General features: G+C 57.7%; 16 protein-coding genes. 14 read left to right on the top strand and 2 right to left on the bottom strand.

Annotated features, from left to right (window positions below):
* The first annotated feature begins 1 nt into the window (after position 1).
* Both M0D69_RS02915 and M0D69_RS02910 read left to right on the top strand, forming a co-directional pair.
* Complete coding sequence (locus M0D69_RS02915) at positions 2 to 3784, top strand: SIR2 family protein (RefSeq protein ID WP_301780580.1); 3783 nt, start codon at positions 2 to 4, stop codon at positions 3782 to 3784.
* Between the two features lie 103 nt (positions 3785 to 3887).
* Positions 3888 to 4841, top strand: a complete 954-nt coding sequence (locus M0D69_RS02910; RefSeq protein WP_301780579.1) for a HEPN domain-containing protein — start codon at positions 3888 to 3890, stop codon at positions 4839 to 4841.
* A 723-nt stretch (positions 4842 to 5564) separates the two neighbouring features.
* Here M0D69_RS02910 and M0D69_RS02905 read toward each other — a convergent pair.
* Positions 5565 to 6860: a transposase family protein gene (locus M0D69_RS02905; RefSeq protein WP_301780694.1), complete on the bottom strand. Its 1296-nt coding sequence runs from the start codon at positions 6858 to 6860 to the stop codon at positions 5565 to 5567.
* A 338-nt stretch (positions 6861 to 7198) separates the two neighbouring features.
* Here M0D69_RS02905 and M0D69_RS02900 point away from each other — a divergent pair, with 338 nt between their 5' ends.
* The 5 genes from M0D69_RS02900 (at position 7199) to M0D69_RS02880 (ending at position 11000) form a co-directional block, all read left to right on the top strand.
* Positions 7199 to 7588 (top strand): hypothetical protein, encoded by a 390-nt coding sequence (locus M0D69_RS02900; protein WP_301780578.1) that lies wholly within the window; start codon positions 7199 to 7201, stop codon positions 7586 to 7588.
* A 690-nt stretch (positions 7589 to 8278) separates the two neighbouring features.
* Complete coding sequence (locus tag M0D69_RS02895; protein ID WP_301780577.1) at positions 8279 to 8479, top strand: hypothetical protein; 201 nt, start codon at positions 8279 to 8281, stop codon at positions 8477 to 8479.
* Between the two features lie 523 nt (positions 8480 to 9002).
* A complete protein-coding gene (locus M0D69_RS02890; protein WP_301780576.1) occupies positions 9003 to 9638 on the top strand; it encodes a hypothetical protein in 636 nt (211 codons plus the stop codon).
* Positions 9635 to 10588 (top strand): MvdC/MvdD family ATP grasp protein, encoded by a 954-nt coding sequence (locus M0D69_RS02885; RefSeq protein WP_367619678.1) that lies wholly within the window; start codon positions 9635 to 9637, stop codon positions 10586 to 10588. The genes M0D69_RS02890 and M0D69_RS02885 overlap by 4 nt, the downstream gene beginning before the upstream one ends.
* Before the next feature lie 244 nt (positions 10589 to 10832).
* Positions 10833 to 11000, top strand: a complete 168-nt coding sequence (locus tag M0D69_RS02880) for a hypothetical protein (protein WP_301780574.1) — start codon at positions 10833 to 10835, stop codon at positions 10998 to 11000.
* Positions 11001 to 11039: 39 nt separating this feature from the next.
* Here the strand turns inward: M0D69_RS02880 and M0D69_RS02875 are convergent, their stop codons facing one another.
* Positions 11040 to 11402 (bottom strand): hypothetical protein, encoded by a 363-nt coding sequence (locus M0D69_RS02875; RefSeq protein ID WP_301780573.1) that lies wholly within the window; start codon positions 11400 to 11402, stop codon positions 11040 to 11042.
* A gap of 929 nt (positions 11403 to 12331) precedes the next feature.
* Between M0D69_RS02875 and M0D69_RS02870 the strand changes: the two genes are divergently transcribed.
* The 7 genes from M0D69_RS02870 (at position 12332) to M0D69_RS02840 (ending at position 20633) form a co-directional block, all read left to right on the top strand.
* Positions 12332 to 13096: a DUF2971 domain-containing protein gene (locus M0D69_RS02870; RefSeq protein WP_301780572.1), complete on the top strand. Its 765-nt coding sequence runs from the start codon at positions 12332 to 12334 to the stop codon at positions 13094 to 13096.
* A 450-nt stretch (positions 13097 to 13546) separates the two neighbouring features.
* Positions 13547 to 13852 (top strand): hypothetical protein, encoded by a 306-nt coding sequence (locus M0D69_RS02865; RefSeq protein WP_301780571.1) that lies wholly within the window; start codon positions 13547 to 13549, stop codon positions 13850 to 13852.
* Between the two features lie 26 nt (positions 13853 to 13878).
* A complete protein-coding gene (locus M0D69_RS02860; protein ID WP_301780570.1) occupies positions 13879 to 14286 on the top strand; it encodes a hypothetical protein in 408 nt (135 codons plus the stop codon).
* 9 nt (positions 14287 to 14295) lie between these two features.
* Positions 14296 to 15012: a UPF0489 family protein gene (locus M0D69_RS02855; RefSeq protein WP_301780569.1), complete on the top strand. Its 717-nt coding sequence runs from the start codon at positions 14296 to 14298 to the stop codon at positions 15010 to 15012.
* Positions 15013 to 15067: 55 nt separating this feature from the next.
* Positions 15068 to 15823, top strand: coding sequence for an Abi-alpha family protein (locus tag M0D69_RS02850; RefSeq protein WP_301780568.1), 756 nt, complete (start codon positions 15068 to 15070; stop codon positions 15821 to 15823).
* Positions 15824 to 15839: 16 nt separating this feature from the next.
* Positions 15840 to 16079: a hypothetical protein gene (locus M0D69_RS02845; RefSeq protein ID WP_301780567.1), complete on the top strand. Its 240-nt coding sequence runs from the start codon at positions 15840 to 15842 to the stop codon at positions 16077 to 16079.
* A 165-nt stretch (positions 16080 to 16244) separates the two neighbouring features.
* Entirely contained in the window at positions 16245 to 20633 is a 4389-nt protein-coding gene (locus tag M0D69_RS02840) for a hypothetical protein (RefSeq protein WP_301780566.1), read from the top strand.
* Positions 20634 to 20718: the final 85 nt, after the last annotated feature.

Below are 20718 nucleotides of genomic sequence, written 5' to 3'. Positions count from 1 at the left end.
GATGCGCTTTGTGGAAAACGGACCGTCGATTCCCGATGAGCTGTTGCTCGCCCGTGACGCGGGGAATGTGTTGTTCTTTTGCGGGGCAGGCGTTTCGCGTGCACAGGCGGACCTGCCAGATTTCGCCAAGCTGGCCAGAGATGTTCTAGACCTTCTTGGTTCGGCGACTGATAGCCCCGCGCGCCGGCTGATCGAGGCCGCAGCGACGGCGGAACAGGCCGCAAAGGTCAAGGGCCTGGTCGCTTTCGACCGAGTCTTCGGCATGCTTGAACGTGAATTTGAAGCATCCGATGTCCGTGAGGCGGTGTCTATAGCGTTGAAACCTCCGCCAAAGTGCGGTCTGGACGCGCATCGGACGTTGCTGGATCTGTCCCGTGCGCGCGGAGGTCTGGTTCGCATCGTCACAACGAACTTTGACCGCCTGTTCGAGGCGTGCGGGCCGGACCTCAGATCATCGTACCCGCCGCAACTGCCTGATCCTGGCAGGGAAGGAGACTTCCACGGGATCATTCATCTGCATGGTGTCGTCGATGCTGAATACCGCCGCGCATGCGGCGACGAATTTGTCTTATCCAGCGCCGATTTCGGTCACGCGTATCTTTCGGACGGTTGGGCTACCCGCTATATCCAGGCGCTACTGCAACGTTACAAGATCGTGTTTGTTGGCTACTCGGCTGATGATCCTCCAGTCCAGTATCTTCTGGAAGCGTTGAGCCGGTCGGGACGCCCGCGTCATGCCCTCTACGCATTCCAGTCGGGCGATAGGGAACAGGCTGCGCAGCAATGGGCGCATAAGGGTGTTGAGCCAATCACCTATGACAGTTCCAACGGCCACGCGCCCCTCTGGGACACCCTCGCACGATGGGCCGATCGCGCACGCGACCTCGACGGTTGGTATGACCGAGTCATCGAGGGGGCCGCGCTGGGACCTGCTGCAATGGCACCTCACGAGCGCGGCATCGTAGCCAATCTTGCGGGTAACTTGACAGGTTCCCGACATATCGCGAGCAACGGTATCGTGTTGCCGGCCGACTGGCTGTTCGTGTTTGATCGAAATGAACGCTATGGCAACCCGGAAAGAAATGAAGACGGAGAGCCAAGCCGGTTCGATCCGTTCGAGGCATTCGGACTCGACTCCGACCCACTGCCCGAACCGCCCGATCCCGAAAATATCTACCTGCAGCGGGCGGCACCCGACGTGTGGGATGGAATGATTGCTACGCACGGCGACCTGCAGGCGCTTCCGGAGGCGGCGACTGCCCGTTTTCGCATCCGGGCCGGCGACGTTCCGGCCTTGCCGCCTCGCCTCGCAAACCTGGGTCGATGGATCGTCAGGATCGCCAACCAGCCAGCTACCTTGTGGTGGGCTGCAAAACAGATACCGTTTCATCCCCATGTTCTGGATGACCTGGAGCGGTCGTTGCGTATAGATTCGGGCCGCTACTCACCGGTGGTACGAGCGGGCTGGCGCCTTCTGCTGCGAAGCTGGAAGCGGTCCACGCGCGACACGGACGTAGGCCAATATGCCATCGAACAGGATGCTCAGGCCGATGGCTGGTCGCCTGAGATTGTTCGGCATGCCATGGCGCTCTATCGACCTTTTCTTAAGGTTGAGGCTTCCATGCGCAAAAGGGCGCCTGAACAAAGCGACAGCCTTGAGCTTGAGGATGTGATCCAAGTCGACGTGGAATATCCCCGCCCGCATCAGCCGCTTCAGATACCACCTGAATCGCTTGCCCTCGCCGTTACACTCTTCAGGCAGCAGCTTCAGGAGGGCCTGCAGTTGGAGGACGAACTCGGCCATCGGGATACCATGTATATCGAGCCGATCACGAACAGTAGCGATGACGAGCAAAATGGCTTTCACTCTGATGTCAGGGCACACCTGATCACACTGGCATCGATGGTGTCGCGCCTGGTCGATTTTGACCAAGGCGTTGCAAGCGCAGAGGTTGCCCGCTGGGACGCCAATGATCCCACCTTCGCACGGTTGCGAATCTGGGCGGCTGGCCAACCCGCGCTCACATCGGGAGAGGATGCTGGCCACACTTTTCTGGCTCTTGATGATCGGTCATTCTGGACGCATGCAAACCAAACAGACCTTCTGCAGGCACTGAAAAATCGGTGGCTGCAACTGCCATCTCCCACGGTTGTATTGCTTGAGGAGCGCTTGTGCAGCGGTCACTACCCGTTCGATGATGACCAGCCCGACAGAGAAATCGTAGTTGCTCGCTACCGGCTTGACCGTATCCAGTGGCTCGCAACGCACGGTGTCAGCCTGTCAGCCGACCGTTTGCCTGCAATCGCTGCATTGCGGAGTCTCGCATCGGACTGGACGGAAGACAGTGCCCGGGACGCCGTGCAGCCAATGGTTTCGGGGCCAAGGATCCTCGGGACCGACAACAGTAGCTCGGCACTCGATCGGTTGCCGCTTGGCGAGATCGTCGAGAAGGCGAAGGATCTCGGTGGGTATCGGTTCGCCGAGGGCGTGATCCTCCGGCCTTTCAACGGTCTTGCGAGAGCAAGGCCGGCGCGCGCACTGAGCGCCATAACGGTCGCCGGGAAAAACGGGATATTCGATCCTTCCGCATGGCGCACGCTGCTCTACGTCGAGACCGAGACCTCCCCGGGTTTGCTTCGTGCGATCGCGCATCGACTCGCTCGACTCCCGGCAGCGCACCTTGCCGAGCTCGCTGATCCCGCCGCGGATTGGCTATGTCGGAATTTCCAGCAGCTGAGTGCCGGCACTCCCCTAGCCCGGGACGCGCTCTGGGTCGCCATTCTGGCCGCGGTGAAGGATGGGCCTATGAACGTCAGTGTGAATTCGAAAAGGAGCTGGGCGGATCGGAGCATGCGCAACAGCGTCGGCCGTATGGTCGACACGTGGTTCAAATATCCCGGGCTGCAGTCGGCCACGCCCGAAACGGGGTTGCCTGGGGTATGGCTTCGCCGTCTGGAGCATTTATTGGCGATGCCGGGTGACTACAGGCAGTATGCAATCGTCATGATTGCGGGGCGAATGAACTGGCTTTTCTCTGTAGCGAAGGACTGGACCATGCAGCATATCCTGCCGCTCGCAGTTCAGCCGATCGATAACGATGACGGTCGCGCCTTCTGGTCGGGCTATTTTTGGAGGAACAACAATCCGCAGCCTGTGTTGTTTCGGGAAATCAGGGGTAGTCTCGTTTCGCTGGCATGCCGTAGCGCTTTAAGACGCGAAGAAGCAGGGCGGCTGGCAAATATCCTCCTCCTCGCATGGGGATACGGCGATCTTTCGCGCGATCCGGGCGAGTATCTTTCGGATAGCGAATTGCGGGAGGTCCTGATTCACGCCAAGGAAGAATTCCGTACGTCAACACTGCGGTGCCTCAAGCAGCTGGCGCAGGTACCGGACTCACCGTTCCCAGGCAAGCTGCACGGATTTTTGCTACGCGTGTGGCCGCGTCAGAAAGCGCTTCGCTTACCGGAGTTGTCGGAAAAGCTGGTTGATCTTGTGACCTCGGTACCGGATCAGCTCGTTGACTTGGTGAAAGTGGTGGTGCCGAGACTGGTTCCGCTCAGGGGCCATTCCATCGTGCTCTATGACCCGAAGATCACCGAGAAGTTGGTCGGCACTTCGCCACGAAGTCTGCTCGATCTGATGCTTGCCATTCTCGATGAAGATTCCGCTAACTGGCCGTTCTCCGCCGGCGCAATCCTCCGGCAGCTTAGCGAACAGGAGGCGACCAAAGACGACCCGCAACTGGCGATGTTGATGCGAATCGAGCAGCGGCGACTGATCTAGTTGCCGACACGGACTAGGCAGCAATGAAATATCCAGGCCGGTTATTATCGCCACCAATTCCCAACGAAATCCGAGCCTGACGAGCCCGACGAAAGAGACACCTATGGACTACCGTAACCTTGATCTTCCACCCGAAGCTGGAAACGTCGAGCTGAGCCCATTCGAACCAAACGATGAGTGGCTCGCCGACGCGCCTCCTGAACTACTGCAAGCGGCGATGCTGCGGTGGTTCTGCGACCGTTACGAAGATCCTGCCAATCAAACTCCTTGGGACGGAGAGGACAAGGACTACGTTTACGTCTGGGGTGGCCCCTACGATCCGAACGACGAGATACAAGAGCGCTTCGGACATATCGTTCCATACGAAATCATGGAACCTGTCATCCATGGCTTGTACCGCGATGTGGGTAATGACTGGGCACCTATCCAGCACGAGGGTGTCGATTACGACGGCTATTTGTCGCAACTAGTGGTCTCTTCCCGAGACGATCCTTATAGATTTCTGGTTGAGCGGCTCGACCAGATTGACGTTGTCTTAGACACTGTCGCCGGGAATCCGCGGGCCGAACATATTGTTCATCAGATGGCACATGGATCGATGATTGCCGCCCTCGAAGCATATCTTTCGGATACGCTTAAATTTTGGCTAGAAGCAGACGAGCAGGTGTTACGCCGATTTGTGGCGACCAATAAGGATTTCCAGTCACAAAGCCTTACGCTGTCGGAAATTTTTGTGCGATTCGACAAACTCAAAGAGTCAGTCAAGGACTATCTGAGCACCTTCATGTGGCATCGGTTGGATAAAGTTAAGCCCATACTGAAGGCTACCTTCCAGATAGATTTGCCGGACATCTCGATGTTAATGGCTGCCGTAAAGGTTCGCCACGACATTGTGCATCGAGCCGGTCGCGATGCCGACGGCAACCTAGTTATCCTGTCGAAAGTCGACGTCCAATCACTGCGTGATGAGTGCAAGGCCTTTGCTGAGGCTATTAACCAGAGCCTTGAGGGGAAATATCCGCGAGGCACGGCGAAGCCGTGGGACGACGCGTTCTGAGGGCGCTTGATGGGTTTCGATCCATTGGAGGAATTCGGTCCAGCGTCGGCAGGTTAGTCCATTGCTCGAAATGTCGTGTTCTCCAGAACGACTTGGTTCGCTTGCAGGCGACCGGAGAGGCAGACGCCTTGCGTTAGCACGTTAAACAGCTGTAGGAGCGTGTCAAGCACCTGCTTGTCGACAACGACCAATACCGGCGAGCGCTGGTTGCGAAGGCCGACAGGTAATCGACGGGTGCTGGATGCCTTGAAGTTCGGGTGCTTCAGGAAACGGACGAAAACGTGAGCTCGCCACACGGCACCATCTTTTGTTCGAGCTACATGTAGCACCGGACCAGGTGATGGAATCTTAGAAAAGTTGTTTTAGTTTGAATGCGTTGTTGCTGCTCCGTGGAGTCGCTGCAGGGATGCGTCGTCAGCCAGCTTCGCGACAACGAAAATTGGACTTGTGGATGGCAACGTCGAAGAAACGAAAGAAGGAAAAAGCGATGCCCGCGAAGTCGATGCACCTGAAAGCTTTGTTCTTGCCGATGGATCAGGCTTCCGTCAATAAAATTAGTCTTCAGTTTCGGCTGGCTGGATATCGTCAACTACGATGTCCGGTCGTGTTGCCTCAAGAAGGAATGTTACCCGACCGATTGTTGTCGTTTTGCCTTTTTCCTTCCTTTTATGGTTTGCCGGGCGCGAAGCGCCCGGTCTCTCTGGCTTCCAGTTTTTCCGCAACTTATGCTTCAACCGGCGTCTCGGCGGACTTGCGCAGACCGCCCAAGATCAGTTCTCTGACGCGCTCGGCTCGCCACACCTTGATGCGACGCTGCAGCGTCCGTAACTGTGCCTCGCTTGCATAGACGTCGGGCACCATTGCGGCAAGTCGACTCATCACGGCTCCCGCCGATGCAGAGGGTTCAGCAATCAACCAGCCCTCAATAACCGGCCATACGTCAGCAAACGGATCGACTCGGGTTCTCCACCAGTGTTTCGCTGTGGGCTGTTTTCGATGAGTGGGCCGTGCTTCCCCGTCCTTCCACGCCACAGACAGGTTTGCGAGGAAGACTGCAACGTCCGATGCGTCAGCAGATACCGTTTCGGCACGCACTCCGTGGGCAGCGAGATCGCTCAATATTTGCTGAGCCGTTCGCATCTCCTGCAGAAGGCGCACAGGATCGAGTTCTTTGAACTGCGCCTTCAGTTTCTCCTTTATAGCGGGTTCGATGCTGTCGTGCGCCAGAAGCCGATCGCACGGCGTCGCCGGCGCGAAGTAGACCTTGTACACGCGTGCGCCATCGCGGGTCTTGGACTTCAGCTTGAACGAGGGTTGGAAGAAGTTAATGTATAACCGCGAGGATGCGTACAACTGCGCCAAGGCGTTCCTGGCATCGATGCCGCTCAGCCGGCCATAGCCGACCAACCGACGCACGATAGAGCCGTTCTTCTGCTCCACCCACGCTTGATCGTTCTTCTTGTAAGCCCTCGAGCGAGTCTGAACAAGACCACGTCCCTTGCAGTAATCGAAGACGCTCTGGTTCATGAACGCGCTGTCGTTATCCGAGTCAACCCCGAGCATTGCGAACGGCAGATCGGCCGCCGCTTTGTCCAACCCTTCAATGACCAGCATCTGGTTACGCACTCGCATCGCCACACATTCTGTCCAGCCAGTGGCGATGTCAGTCAACGTGAGCGTGTGAACGAAGTCACCGTCGGTCTTCGGGCCACCGCAGTGTTCGACCATGTCGATTTCAAAGAATCCGGGTGGCGGATCGCGCCAGTCAGCAAATGTGCGCACTGGGATGCTTCGTCGAATTGCTGCACCCACGCCCTTACGGCGCTTGCGCTGCCCGTCGATGTGCAACCGCGCATTGGCCAACATGCGATTGATGGTAGCCGCGCTGATATGAGCGAGCTTCGATTTGATAACGGGATCCAGGTCAAGGTGACCATGCCGTTCCATGGCATCAACCAATATTGGAATCAGCGCCTTTAAACGCTTGCCGCAAATCCTATCGGCCGCTTCCCACAACACAATCAATGCTTGGCGCACTGCCTCGTCATAGAGACGATTCCGTGCGGGCGTCCCCTGCGTAGGGGATGCTTTCTCACGCAGCAGCCGTATGGCGTGCTTGCGGTGATACCCAGTCAAAGCTACGAACTCGTCGAGAATCTTGATCCGGTCGCCGAACGCCGCGCTGCTATACCGCAATTGCAATGCTGCAACCAACTCCTTGCGTGTCGTCATGCTGATTTGCCTCGTCACCTCGCACCGCTCCTGCCGGACAATCCGACCGGTAGCAAACTACATGAGGCAACAGGTCAGCGGAAGTTGCAGTTTTGGTGAGTCAATGCGCCGGTTGCGCGACAACTATGATGGCCGAGCGGACTTCCCAATTGTCGCGCACCAGGCTGGCGCTCGAAACGATCCGAAGTGGGGCTGGGGATCGTGCGTCAGCCCATTGCATGGCTCAGGTGACACTACTAACCGGGTTTCTAACGCAGGCGGGACATGGCCTGCTCGAAACCAAATTTCTCGACAGCGTTGAACGCCAAGTTTCAGATCCACTGAATCACGGTCGCGATTCGGGCGAATGGCTTTTTCCAAAACCTCTGGTCGAAGCACTTACGGTAGTCGTCAACGAGCACGATCGACAACTGCGGGAAACCCGTCTGCAAGCGATTGTTGAAGCGAGCCAGCGATTAGACAAGCTCATACGAAGCAGTCCGGCAAAACAGTGCCTCGCGGGCTTTGAATCATAGAAAACGGAGCTCTAAGTCTAGCCAGGTGATCGACGCATGCATTGTTTGGGCAGGGGAACGAATCGACAGAGCGTCAGTTGAGCGGCGCGTCTGAGTCGGGTGCCGGATCTTCGACGCAGATGGGTAACGCGTCGCCAAAATAGGGGTGCGCTCAAGATTCGGACGTTTGCGTACGCCATGACAAGTGGAACCTTTTCCTGAGGGGCCACAGGAAAGAGCGCCATTTCGATAACTCATTGTTTGTATTGCTGGTGCGGTGCGGCTAACGTACGTTGGCGTCCGTTTCTTGACGGCACCCCTATGCGGGGTAGCGGGCCCTTGGCCCCATGCGGGTTTGCGAGTCGACCCTAATAACATTTCGAGCTAAATCAAACACTTCCTGTTTGGGGTAGCCTCAGGATTCGGATTTGCGTACGCTTGCATTCCGCGACGCCCTGGTGGGTAAGGCTTCGTGCTTCTCGTGCTGTCGTGATATGGACTGCGACAAGACAAGCGCGCGAAGTCGTTGATTTATATGATTGTGCGGTGCGACTATCGTACGTTTTCATCCAAATCTTGAGCGCACCCCAGGTTAGCCGCGTGATTGACAAAATCAACCAGCACGAGCCGGATACCTCAAGTGGCTAGCTCGGGTATGTGAAGAGAGAGGTGGTAAATTTGTGTGTACTCGGAATACAAAAGGAGTGCCAAATGAAGCTAGATTTCTATACCAAAACAATGCTGACGGTGATTGCGATTTGTCTAGTGGTACTCACCGTACGCACGGTCTCAATAGTGGCAGAAGTCAGAGCGTCAACAACAATTTTCTGTAGCGGCGATCTCAAAGCAAAACCCCAGGGAGCAACCGCCGCTTCCTGGGGCGGCTATGTGGTAGATATTAAGTGCAACTAGGGGCCCCGCGGTGCCCGTCGCGCGCAATCCGCGAGGTGGGCGCGATTTCGATCTGAGGGCAGGCGCGATCCTTTCGAAGGCTCAGGTCGCTGCAGATGCGCTCTTCGGGAACAAGGAGGTGGACCGCGCTGTCGACCATGCGCCGGCGACAGTCAACACTGGGTCAACCAGTGCCATTCGAACCGCACAGTTCGCGCACGCTCGCGTTCCGCGACGCCTTGATGGGCAAGGGCTTTCTGTTTCTCGTGGAGTGAATGTGCGACAAGACAAGCGCGAAGTCGTTGATTTACATGATTGTGCGGTGCTGCTATCCGATGGCGGATGCGACCGGGATGCAACGTTTGCAGATCGGGTGGGGTTTACCTATTCTTGCCCGTAAGGCTCCCTAAGTGACATACCTTTCACGGAGCCTCGCCGATCCCGACATTAGCAAAACAAAAAACACGCGGATTTCCACTCTGCAACATCGGATGTCGCCTGAGCGCGTCGTGGCACCTTGCCGCGACCGCTGCTGGAGGAACCCATGCCGAACGAAGAAAAGTCGTTTCAAGAACTGCTAGCTCAGGCCCCAGAGGACGAGGAGCAGAATCAACTTGTGCTGCACGGTGCAATCGCGCGCTCGAAGGATCCCGGCACGTTCGTCCTCAAGCTGCAGTCCGGCCGAAGTCTAACCCTGCCTGTGGACGCAGTGCGTTCGTATAAGTTACTCGCACGTTCGTTCGGTAGCTTGTTTGTTGAAGTTGAGATAGCTGTCGACAAGGTGCCGTCCGAAATCGCCAACGCCGAGCTCAACGCACCAGTCGCACAAATGAAGTCGCCTTTTGAAAAGGGTCATTTGGATCTGAGTCATCCGGCTCTAGATATTTGGCCCAAAGGCCCGTATCCGTTTACCGATCACACATTTCCGAACCAACCAGAGTTTATCGAGGGCCCCGTCGGAGGAGGCTATGAGCAAGGATGGACGGGGCCAGCATCCGGTATTGCGGGCATGACACCGTTTTCGCTCGCGGCACCCCATCAGGTCTCACCTGAATACTTGGCCGCGATGATGCAGTTCGCGCTTCCGTGGAATCGAGCCATCTACACCCTGCCAACGGGACCCACCGGCGATTATCACGTTCCTAAGTTTCATTTAGACCCGCAGGTCCAGCGGCTATGAGCGTACTCATCATCTCCGCGCTCGATGATGGCCATGCACAGGCGGTGATCAAGGCGCTTCATGCGAAAGGCCATGAGGCGCCCGATGTATTAGACCTCTCACATTTCCCCACGCAGATCGCACTTTCGCTGCGCTTTGCGGATAACGAACGTCGATTTTCGCTCTCACGCGGGTCTCAAGGGAGTTTTGACCTCACGGACGTGCACGCCGTATGGTGGAGGCGTCCCCAAGCGATCGGTCTCTCGTCGGCTGACGCCCGACACGCTCAATTTATTCGGTCAGAGTGGCACACCGCTCTTTACGGCTTGTTCCACTCGATGGACGCCTTCTGGGTGAACGAACCCGCTCGCGACTCGGTTGCGAACCATAAGCCGTTTCAACTCACGTTGGCACAGGACTGCGGCTTGACCGTTCCCGCAACCCTGATGACGAGCGACCCAGACGAGGCCGTTCGCTTTTGGAATGCATACCCCGGCCAGACGGTTTTCAAGCAGTTTCTCGCTCTGCCGGATAGCTGGCGCGAGACGCGGATTGTCGGCGAAGCGGAGGCAGAGCTCGTCAACGCGGTCCGACTCGCGTCGGTCATCTTTCAGGAGCGAGTAGACGGCGTTGCTGACATCCGCGTGACAGCAGTCGGCAACCGCTGCTACGCGGCTGCGACGCCGCTTAAGGACTTGCAGTATCCGAATGACGTTCGTATGAACAAAGACGTCGAATACTTCGAGCACTCTCTCCCGCAATCGGTTGAGGAGCATGTGCTCTCGCTGATGGCCCGATTGGGCTTAGTTTACGGCGCGGTGGATCTGCGCCTTACCTCGCGCGGAGAATACGTCTTCTTCGAGGTGAATCCCGCAGGGCAATACCTCTACGTTAATCCCGAGACGCATGAGAAAGTTACTTCTGCTCTAGCCGATGTCCTCGCCGACCCGACCTTGGCCCGCCGGGACTGACGGCGATGCCCTCTCGACATCGTGAAGTGGCGTGTGGGGGTGCGCTCAAGATTCGGATGAAAACGTACGATAGCCGCACCGCACAATCATATAAATCACCGACTTCGCGAGCTTGTATTGCGGCAGTCCATACGACGACTCCACGAGAAGTAGGAAGCCTTGCCCATCAAGGCGTCGCGGAACGGAAGCGTGCGCAAAAGTCCAAATCTTGAGCGCCCCCTAACTACGCGGAACGGAACAATTTTTGAAACTTCAAAACGACTCCGTACGTCTGCAGGCGACCGCCGAGGCAGACGTGTTGCGCCGGCACGTGAAACAGCTGCAGGAGTGCGTCGACCATCTGCTTGTCGACAACGACCAATATCAGCGAGCACTTGTCGCGAAGGGCACCAAGTTATGCACGGCTCCGTAACTGGCGATACGGTTAACGAAGAATCGATTGATGAGATCGTCAGTTCAGTGGCGAGTCCGCATCGGGTGCCGGGTTTTCATCATAGGCGAGTAGGGCGTCGCCAAAACATGCGCTGACGTAACACAGCATCGCAGCCTCACACTCAGTCTCGCCCATCCATATGCTGGCGCCAACAGGATGCCGATTCACGTCTCCCACGGGATCGATCCATGCGATCGCCATTTCACCGCGTTCATCGTCCACGATGTGGCCGATCACAATGTGTTCGCGCGAGATGATCGATGCGGCGAGCGTGGGATCGGACGCGTAGGGGCGTACAACCAACGGGGTGTCCTGGTCAGCGGCTCTTCCTTTCACTTGTTCGGCACAACTCACCCAGTAATCGAGTTTTGCGAGATCCATTGCCGGCTCCAGACGACATGTCCGCGCCGTGTAATCGGGCGGTGGCGGACCGAGGGCATCAAGGGGTACTGCGCGGTCTTGTATTTGCCATCAGCATAGGCTATCTTCAAGGCACTGTATATACATACAGCTTTTGGGGGTGCGATGGAACAATGGGTGCGAGTTCAAAACGAGCGCGATCGCCTGGTGTTGACGTGGTTGCGTGCACAATTTAATGATGCGGCGATCATTCTCGCAGCGCAACGTTGCGTTAGCCGCGGCGCCAAGCCGTATTTGTCCACGGTGTGTCGCTCCCTTAGGGTAACGCCGCCCCGATATGCCGTTGTCCGACATGCCAGCGCCGAAATAGGTGAGCAGCATCTGGCGAGCATTTACCAGATCCTGCAGCGTTCGGGCTCACCCGTTCGCGCCGTCTCGTGATCGGGCACTTTCAAGAACCGGAGTTTCGCGCGCGTGCAGCTATCCAAGCTTTCGCTGTGCGTTCTCTATCACGGGGCGCCATTCGCCGGGGCACAACTTGACTCGAGATTCGCTGAGTCGCGATCGCAGGGGCGGCCTAATCTGCTCCTCCACATCGGCTATCCAGTAAGCTTGCGTCAGGCGGTCTTGTATGCGCTTCACAAGGAAACGCAGATCGAGGTAGGCGCTGGCATTCGCTAGCGGTGAGCTGTGAATAGACAATGGAGTTGGCCACAAGCTCTGTGGCCGTAGCACATCGAGGGTGCCGGGCGCGACTCGCGCACCCGGCCAGACGCTACCCACCACAAGCGGCTGCTTTCCGGCTGCTCGCCCCTCGTTGCATCTGGAGGGCGACAAGCGGCTGAGTAAAGGGGAGAATCCAAGGGCGTGATTTACGCAGCAATGCGGAGCCGGGCAGGGCGCATCACGGATCGCCTTGTTGCGGTCTCTCGAATCGGACGGAGGTTGATATGGACGACCGCAACCTGCTGTATAAGTACTATCCGCCCGAGCGCATTTCTGTGCTCGACGAGCATATTGTTCGCTTTACGCCGCTACATGAGCTAAACGACCCGTACGAAGGCCGGTTCCACCTTGAGCCGCTTGAACGAGAACGAGATGCTGCCATTGCCGATGGGTTTCGCGCGGAATGGGCCGAAGTCGAAGTTTTCATTACTCACAGAATGGGCGCCCTTGGTGTGCTGTGCCTATCAAAGTGCCCTGACAGTGAACTAATGTGGGCTCACTACGCTTCCAATCATAGCGGTTTCGTCATTGGAATCCGAAGCGACCTGAGGCCTTTCGATGGTCCCGCTCACATTTGGTGGGACGACCCGCCCGAGATCGACATGACCCACATACCCGGATTTGGATCATTTCGCGACATAAAGTATGGTTTTGAAACCTACCAAGTCGCTTACGGTCGGCAAATTCCATTCGATGCTTTCTTCACGAAGATACCCGATTGGAGCTACGAGAAAGAGGTCCGAATTTTCCGATCACTCCGCGACGCATCGCGTATCGTGGAAAAAGACGGCGCTAAGTTGCATCTCTTTGAGGTCCCGAATAAGGCATTCGCACGGGTAATCGTGGGATCATCTGCACCTCAGTCGGTAAATGAAGCAGCTTTGGCGCTCGCTCGGCGTACTGATCGATCTCAAGTCTCTGTCGAACGTGCAAGAATCGACAATCGTGCAAGGCGAATTCTTTTTGAGCCGATTGACGGTGTCACGTAGCTTCCGAGTCGGCGTGTCGCGCTATATGTAGGTAGCGCGAGCATCTGTGCGTTGGCTCGGAAAAGTATGAAGATGCTCCCTCGAATCGTGTCGCACGGATTCCTAGTTTTCTTGTCGAAGAGCAGCTTGACGAATGCTGTCGCAACGTCTGTCCCCGTGCGAGCGGCACCTCCGACGACGGGCTCAGACAGTTCATTCCCTGCAAGAAGGATATTAAGACGGGTAAGATCATTTCCTGCCCGTAGTAATTGACGACCGCACTAAACCACGGGAAAGCATCGTGGTGCCTCTGAACATCATGCGCGGAATTGAGGCTGTCGGACTTTTTGCTGTGAGCGGATGGGGAATCAGCTTAGGCAAGTGGAAGTTGACCATCTTGCCAATCGCTTGCGCAGCGGTGATCGGTGCGGTGATGGCTGCTGGCTACTAACACGGAAATCGAGGAAGGTTATGGCAGCAATTTCAAGTTTCGATGGCAACGGACCGGCAACGATACTGGCGTCTCCGATATTCGTCGTCAAGGAGCGGGCCGATGAGATCGAATTTGAGGTCTTGGAAATCGATGCCGACGCACTACGTTCACAGTTAGGTGTGGACACCTACTTTATCGTTGGTAGCGAGGGCGCGAGATGGGCTAGATTGATCAGCTTGGATTCGTGCCAGAGTGTTGCCCTCGGGCTCCGGCTACTACGCGACAGACCGATCCTCAAAGGCGTATTGAAGATTCATCCGCCCGAGGCGGTAGGAAGTCACTGACCGGAAAATGCGAGGAAAAGCGCACCATGATTTTCGCGTGCGCGAAACAAGGAAGACAGCACAAGGCCATGGTGGGTGTGAACGATCTGAACCGAGAATTCGCTGTTGACGGTGACGACTTCGTCGAAGTCAGTATAGGCTCCGCGGCGTGGGTCAATGCTGCGGGAAAATTCTTTGCGGAGGCGGACTACAAAGTTCGTGGCGAGCTGTGGCGTGTTCACAAGGGCGACGCCGAACCCTATCCTTCGAGGCCGCACGCGCATTGGATCGACGGGTCAAAGCGGTTCATTGGTTGCACGTTACATCTTGGGACCGCCGAGCTGTATCGAAAGCTCGATGCGCTTGGCCGTTTTCTGGAGCGCTCTCAATTTGAGCGCCTAATCAAGCTGATAGCGCCGAAATTTCCGGGCGTAAAGTTTCCACTGGGTAGCTAGGACAAGGTCATGCGCGAAATCGATTTCAACCAGCTACAGCCTGATGGTGAGTACCTTTCCGATCTCGGATCGGACGTCTGGCTCATGGACGATCACCGCTGGGCATTCCTTGTCTGGACGCGCTTCGGCTTAGAACGCGAGATCGGACGGTTTTCGCTCGTCCATGCCGACCACCACTGGGACAGCATCAACGACTTCCATGAAAACGAGGAGGCACGTGACCGGCTGCTAGCGGCCGAGCTGACGGAAATTGAGGCGATGGTTCGCAACGAAGAGCGCATCCAATACGACTCGTTCATCGCGCCAGCCGTGATCCGGAAACTCGTGACAGAGGTGCACTTCTTCTGCAAGCAGACGGGCACTGAGCCGGGCCTTGGCGAACGGCTGCTCATCGATACAGGAGCCCGCGAATACATGCATGATGACGCGGGCCAGCTTGCCCAAGTGCAATTCGACGGGCCGGTGATCTTCGATCTTTGTCTGGACCTGTTCAATCGATCGGACATGTGGGCGACCGGGGATCTTTGGACTGACGACGACATTCGATACTTTCTCGAGCGGGTTCGCCCCGTAATCGAACGCGCTGCTGTTGTAACGGTGTCGCTTTCATTCGACTACTCGGGGACCGAGGATGATACGCGGCACCTCGCTGCCCTCGTTGTGCCGGCCATCGTGCAATGGCGATCCGGTGTGCGTGTCCGTGATGTCGGTGTCGAGAAACGGTAGACAAGAAAAGCGGTTACTGCCGCGCAGCATGGACAACAACAACGGGGGCACACACATGGATGAAGTCGACTTGATTAAAGCGATCCCGCCAGAGGTCGTTAAGGCAGCCTATGACGACACCGTGTCGGGAGCCTTGAAGGAAACGGGGAAGATCGGGCAGGACCTAGTTAAGACCCTTCGCTTGGTGCTCTTCCCGTTGCAATACTCCGCTGCCCTTCAAGATAGGCTGTCAAAACATCTCCGCAAATCTATTGATCGCGTACCGGAGGATCGGCGAATCGCCCCGATTGAGTCCCTGGCATTGCCGATTGTGGAGCAGCTTCGATTCCACGACGAAGAGAGCATCGTCGGAGACATGTTCGTTAGCCTTTTGGCCCGGGCGATGGATCGAGAGCGAGTCGGCGAGGCTCATCCTGCATTCGTACAGATCGTTGGCCAGCTCGCGCCAGACGAAGCCGTGTTGATCCAGCAAATCGCTGCTGCTCAAACTTCCGCCTACATGCGACCGCCGCAGAAGGCGGTAGTGGTCCTGCTCAAAGACGAGAGGGCAGCGTTAATTAACGCTTCGGGGCTGTTGGATAATCAAAAGCAACATCTTGAAGCCGTTGCTGTTCGCCCCGAGGAACTTGCGCAACCCGACTTGGTGTACACCTACATCGAGCATTTGGTGTCTTTGGGCATCGCTTCGTACACCAACGAGCCGTGGAATAACGAGTTCAAGGGCGCGAAGGGAGCCGGATTCGACTTTTGGTTCATCGAACTCAACGGCTTAGGCAAGTTGTTCCATCGAGCGTGTTTGTCGGACAGCTAGGAAAGTCGAGCAAACCATGCACAATGCAGTTGCCTATCTGAACGTCATTGGTATCGTCGCCGGCTTTATCGGTGGCCTCATGACGTTCGTCTACGGTCTGCCGAACATCGATGTCCTCGATTCAGGTGCGTATAGCGCAACGGAGGAAACGGATGCTATCCGCAGATATAAGCTGCTTTCAAAGGTGGGGCTTAGTCTCATCAGTATCGGGTTCCTGCTGCAGCTTCCCTCTGCTATCTACACGATCAACCACTGACGGGCAGGGAAGGACCATGCTTCAGCGAGGCTAATGCCACCTCTAGTCCTTCCCTGGATCCATAATTGGACGAGGAGCGAACCATCCGCTGATGTTCTGGCCTTATCGGCCAGAGCCGGAAGCCATTGTGACAATGCCCCGGGACCACGTAACGCGACGCTACCAATGACCACCATCCCGCTGAATCGCCAGTTTTATGAATGGCAAGAAAATACAAATTGGCTGGGCCGTTCAAGGTATCGAGTCGCTGCTGGCTTGTCGAATGGTTTGCTAGGTTGGCCCGAGCTGATCGCAAAGCGCCGCGTCGTTATCCTTGCTGAGGCCGGTAGTGGCAAGACCGAGGAACTGATCGAGCAAGCACGCCAGCAGACGGAAGCAGGCAGGTTTGCTGTCTACGCGACTGTTCAAGATGTTGGCCGCGACGGGTTCGATAAGGCGTTGCGGCCTGCTGACCGGCAGCGCTTGGATGCTTGGCGCAACAGCAATGAACCGGGATGGTTTTTCATTGACTCCATCGATGAGGCGAAACTAGACAATATCCGCTTGGAAAGAGCGTTGCGGCAAATTGCCGAAGGGATTGCCGGTGGAGAGGGCCGCGCCCACATCGTTCTGTCCGGCCGTCATACCGATTGGGAATTCGCGCGCGATGCGCGGCGGTTGAACGACGAACTGCCACTGCCACGTGAAAACCCCGCCGAACCTCTCCCTTCACTTGAAACGTTGATCCGCCGCGTGCTCCACCACGAAAAACACCCGGAACCGACGCCTGCCGAAACCCCACTGATCGTGGTGATGGCCCCGCTCGATACCGAGCAAGTCCGGACCTATGCCGTAGGCAAAAATGCCCCGAACCCCGATGGGCTGATGGCCGCCATTGAGGCAGCGAGCCTATGGGGATTCGCCTGCCGGCCGCTAGACCTGGACTGGATTGTGCGCTACTGGCGCAGCCACAGCCGCCTTGGCAGCTTCACCGTGATGACCGAAGTTGGCCTGCGTGAACGACTCCAGGAAACTGATCCGGGACGCGGCCGACGGGATAGCCTCGACGCCGAGCGCGCCAAACACGGCCTGGAACGGATCGGCGCAGCCCTGGTCTTTGGCCGGCAGACGACCGTCGCGATACCGGATAGCGATGCCCCGCTCGAAACCGAAGGAACTGTAGCCAAGATCGACGACGTGCTGCCGGACTGGTCCAGCGAAGATCGGATCAAGCTGCTGATACGGCCGGCGTTCGACCCGGCAACCTTCGGCCGCGCCAGATTGCACAACGACAACGAAGGTGTGGCGCGCGGCTACTTGGCAGCACGTTGGCTGCAGCGTCTGCGGCAGGCCAATCTGCCGCAACGCCGACTGCATGATCTGCTCTTTTCGCGGACCTATGAGGTAGAGCTGGTCAAGCCTTCGCTCTTGGAAACGGCGGCCTGGCTTGCTCTCTGGGATGAAAGCGTGGCCAGTGAGGTTGTGCGCCGCGCGCCCTTTCTGCTGTTCACCGCAGGAGACCCGGCAAGCCTCTCCCTTGAAACCAGGCAAACGTTGCTGACGGCGCTGGTGGAACGGATGCGCCGAGACGAAGAAGTGCCGCTGCTAGATCTCAGCAGCCTTGCGCGATTTGCTCAGCCGGACATTGCACCGGCGCTGCGCGCCATCTGGGCGGCAGACAAGGAACACGACGAAATTCGCCGTTTCGTGCTGCGCTTGATCTGGTTGGGCAAGATCAAAGATTGTGCTGATCTGGCGGTCGCCGCGTCGTTCGGCCAATACCAAGACCTCTACACCGCCATCACCGCCGGTCGCGCGTTGCTTGCTGCTGCTGATGAAAGCGTACACGAGGACTACGCCGAATACATCAAGCTGCAGTGCGCATCAATTTCGCCAACGGTTGTCTGGGAAGCCGTCGAGGACTTGTTCCCGCAACTGATCGGCGTCGATAACCTGCTGGCGATCCTGGCGGTCATTCACCTGGGTGACGCCGAGGGGGGCGGCTTCAGGTTCGACTGGAACGGGGCAAAGCTCGCCGAGCGGCTGATGAGTTCCGCCGACCTGACTCGATTGATCGAAGGGCTCTTGCAACAGCTAGAAGCGGAACCGCAAGGGGGTATTGGCGAAAGGTCGCCAAGGGACGAGCAGTACGCCACAGCGCTCGGGGCGGCCGCACAGCATCTGCTGGTTTTTTCACCAACAAATGTCGCGCCAACCTCATCGATCGACGCAGTGCTACGTATCGGCGATCGGCGTCTGAATAGGACGCAGCGGCGGATCAACGAGGCGTCCAATGCGGTCGAACTGTTGCATCGAACGCCGGAGCGCCGTCGTGCTGCCTTCTGGCGGGCTGCCGACCGGCTGGGCAACAACAGAACTCTGACGGGACGCCCGTTGCTCTACCCTTTCCAGATGGGGTTCCTTGGGTGGTCGCCCGGGCTGTTGCTCGACGACATTGATTGGCTTCTGACCGATGGTGCATTCCGCGCGCGCGCTACCGAACGGCAGTTGGCGATTAATGCAGCGCTCAATCTCTGGCTCACGGCTGGCGAGCCCGAGGCATTGAAGACACGCATTGCTGGCGTCGCCGCGGCGGACACTGAGATGCATGCGGCCTATGTCGAATGGATGACGCCACACACCAAGTCGGCGGAAGAAATCAAGAGCGAAGAGGAATTGGCAGAGATCATGCGGGAAAGCGAGAACGCACAGTCCGAGCGGGAGCAGTCTTGGGTCGCCTTCATTGCCGATCTGCGGGCAAATCCGGCGCAACTGCGTCAGGTGCAGCCCACCACAGCAACGGGCGTTGACCACCGGATTTACAGCCTTTGGCAGTTACTCAGTGAGGTCACCAGTAGCAATTCGCGTTACGCGATCGACAGCGTTGCTCCCATTGCGGAGCTGGTTGGCGAGGACGTCGCGGCAGCGTTTGCCGCCGGGCTTGCCGAAATCTGGCGAGCCTGGAAACCGACGCTGCACAGCATGTGCCCGCCCAGCGAACGCAACCAGGTCAGCACGATTGATTGCCTGGGCATTGCAGGGGTTTCGATTGAAGCGGCGGTCCGGACAGACTGGGCGCTGCGCCTGACCGAAGAGCACGCGATTCGTGCCGCTGAATACGCGACGCTGGAGATCAACGGTTTTCCCGATTGGATTGCGGCACTGGCGGCGGCATGGCCCGCTACGGTAGAGAAGGTGTTGGCCCAGGAGGCGGCAAGCAATCTGGACGACCCCACGCCAGGGGTTCACTACCAAATCCTCGAGGCCATCAGCCGAAGCGACGAAATCCTTGCCCGCCTGATGGCGCCCACCCTGTGGCGCGAACTGCAAACACGATCTGACCTGAACCGCGTTGCTCTGCAGTCGATGCTGTCCATCCTCAAGCGCGGCTTGCTTGCAGACACAAAGCAGGCGTTCTACACATTGGTCCTCGGTAGGTTTCAGTCTTCGACGGAACCGCAAGTCAGCGCGCAATACCTGGGTGCCGCATATGCGATCAACACGCAGGGTGCGACGGACGCCCTGATGGCAAAGCTCGATCTGCTGGGCGAGGCTGAGAAGACAGCTCTCGTCGAGCGGGCGCTGCCCCAGATATTCGGTTCGCCCTGGTCGCGCCCGGCACCGCCGGACGTGCATTTCGATGTAGCAACCCTCGAGCGTCTGGTCCGGCTGGCATATAGCGTAGTCCGGGTAGAAGAGGACCGTGATCGCGCGAACAAGGGCGTGTATTCCCCGGATGAACGCGACGAGGCGCAAGAAGCACGTTCAGCCACATTCACCGCTTTGGTCAACACACCGGGACATGCCACCTACGCCGCCATCCTGCGTTTGATAGATACGCCCAATTTCCCGGTGGCGAGATCACGGCTGCTCGCGCTGGCGCAAGAACGGGCGGCCAATGACGCGGAGCACACAGCCTGGCGCGCAGATGAGGCTTTCCGCGTTGAGCAGCAGTTTGAAAGGCCGCCGGTGACCGGCCGCGAGCTGCAACTCGCGGCGCTGCAGCGCTTAGAAGACCTGCAACACGATCTTGTCCACGGCGACTTCCAGCAAGGCACAACCCTGAGCGCACGGCCTGACGAACGTGCTGTGCAGAACTGGATGGCGGATAGGCTGAGACAGGTGCAGGGAACCGCCTATTCAATCGAGCGCGAAGTGCACGTTGCCGATGAGAAGGAGCCGGACCTGCGCTTCAGAGCGAAAGCCAGCGACGCCAGTGTGGCCACCGAAATCAAGGTCGCGAAGAGTTGGACGATGCAGCAGCTTGAAGATGCGCTGGTCAACCAGCTATGCGGCCGATATCTGCGCGCCCAAGATGGCCGCGAAGGCATCCTTCTCCTGGTGCATCAAAAACCGCGACCAAAGGGCTGGAAACAGCTCGATGGTACCTACCTGAGTTTTGAGGCGGTAGTACAGCGGCTGCGTGATTTGGCGTTACGCATCCGAAGCGAATCGCCTGCGGGTCCGCAGCCCGAGATCTGCGTCATCGATGTTTCAAGCTGCGCTCGTCCCGCCAAACGCCGCCAACCGGCCACTAAGGAGGCCTCTCAAGATTCGGAAAACTGCGCGCGTTAAGCGTTCGCGAGCTGTGTTGTTCGAATGTCGCTGATCACCCTGAGCTGCCCTTCGACCCAGCGCAGACTCGGCGGCCGCTTTCGAG

The organism is Caballeronia sp. SEWSISQ10-4 2, from assembly GCF_030464885.1.
Classification (GTDB): domain Bacteria; phylum Pseudomonadota; class Gammaproteobacteria; order Burkholderiales; family Burkholderiaceae; genus Caballeronia.
Note: the sequence above shows the minus strand (reverse complement) of the source record. Positions and strands in the feature narration are given on the sequence as shown.

Excerpts from the sequence above, each read along its gene's own strand:
- M0D69_RS02875 (WP_301780573.1), bottom strand. The coding sequence starts at position 11,402 with ATGGATCTCGCAAAACTCGATTACTGGGTGAGTTGTGCCGAACAAGTG.
- M0D69_RS02895 (WP_301780577.1), top strand. The coding sequence starts at position 8,279 with ATGAAGCTAGATTTCTATACCAAAACAATGCTGACGGTGATTGCGATT.
- M0D69_RS02885 (WP_367619678.1), top strand. The coding sequence starts at position 9,635 with ATGAGCGTACTCATCATCTCCGCGCTCGATGATGGCCATGCACAGGCG.
- M0D69_RS02860 (WP_301780570.1), top strand. The coding sequence starts at position 13,879 with ATGATTTTCGCGTGCGCGAAACAAGGAAGACAGCACAAGGCCATGGTG.
- M0D69_RS02910 (WP_301780579.1), top strand. The coding sequence starts at position 3,888 with ATGGACTACCGTAACCTTGATCTTCCACCCGAAGCTGGAAACGTCGAG.
- M0D69_RS02865 (WP_301780571.1), top strand. The coding sequence starts at position 13,547 with ATGGCAGCAATTTCAAGTTTCGATGGCAACGGACCGGCAACGATACTG.
- M0D69_RS02915 (WP_301780580.1), top strand. The coding sequence starts at position 2 with ATGCGCTTTGTGGAAAACGGACCGTCGATTCCCGATGAGCTGTTGCTC.
- M0D69_RS02890 (WP_301780576.1), top strand. The coding sequence starts at position 9,003 with ATGCCGAACGAAGAAAAGTCGTTTCAAGAACTGCTAGCTCAGGCCCCA.
- M0D69_RS02850 (WP_301780568.1), top strand. The coding sequence starts at position 15,068 with ATGGATGAAGTCGACTTGATTAAAGCGATCCCGCCAGAGGTCGTTAAG.
- M0D69_RS02900 (WP_301780578.1), top strand. The coding sequence starts at position 7,199 with ATGATGGCCGAGCGGACTTCCCAATTGTCGCGCACCAGGCTGGCGCTC.
- M0D69_RS02840 (WP_301780566.1), top strand. The coding sequence starts at position 16,245 with ATGACCACCATCCCGCTGAATCGCCAGTTTTATGAATGGCAAGAAAAT.
- M0D69_RS02845 (WP_301780567.1), top strand. The coding sequence starts at position 15,840 with ATGCACAATGCAGTTGCCTATCTGAACGTCATTGGTATCGTCGCCGGC.
- M0D69_RS02855 (WP_301780569.1), top strand. The coding sequence starts at position 14,296 with ATGCGCGAAATCGATTTCAACCAGCTACAGCCTGATGGTGAGTACCTT.
- M0D69_RS02870 (WP_301780572.1), top strand. The coding sequence starts at position 12,332 with ATGGACGACCGCAACCTGCTGTATAAGTACTATCCGCCCGAGCGCATT.